General features: G+C 68.5%; 1 pseudogene. It reads left to right on the forward strand.

What is annotated here, in order from left to right:
• A pseudogene (locus ABTU92_RS29600) lies at positions 1–585 on the forward strand (hypothetical protein); the annotation flags it as partial.

Raw genomic sequence — 585 nt, forward strand, 5'->3', positions numbered from 1 at the left:
GCAAGCGCCTCGCCGTGATCCTCACGATCAATCTCGAGCATTGGGACATGGTGAAGCCGTCGACCCGGCCCTACTACGCCGGCGGCCCGTCGATCCTGCCCGACCTCCTGCCCGGCAACGTCGCCGACTTCCCGAACTTCTCCTGGCGCGAATACGGGCAGCGTGTCGGCCTGTGGCGGATGATCAAGGAGTTCGACGCCGCCGGCGTGCGGGCGAGCTGCACCATGAACGCCAAGACGGCGCTGGAGCGGCGCCCGATGATCGACGCCGCGCTGGAGCGCGGCTGGGAGCTGGTCGCCCACAATTTCGAGCAGGGCGAGCTGCTGACCGATTACGCGCACGATCCCGAAGGGCTGCGCCGCGTCGTCGAGGCGAGCCTCGAGGTCTACGAGCGCAGCGTCGGCCGCAAGGCGCGCGGCTGGCTCTCCTGCTCGCTGCGCGGCACGCCGGGGCTCCTCGACCTGCTCGCCGAGCACGGCCTCACCTTCTTCTGCGACCTGATGAACGACGATCAGCCCTACCTGATCACGACGGCCAACGGCCCGATCGTGGCGACGCCGTACTCGATCGAGGCGAACGACTTCA

Source organism: Rhodoplanes sp. SY1, from assembly GCF_046000175.1.
Taxonomy (GTDB): domain Bacteria; phylum Pseudomonadota; class Alphaproteobacteria; order Rhizobiales; family Xanthobacteraceae; genus Rhodoplanes.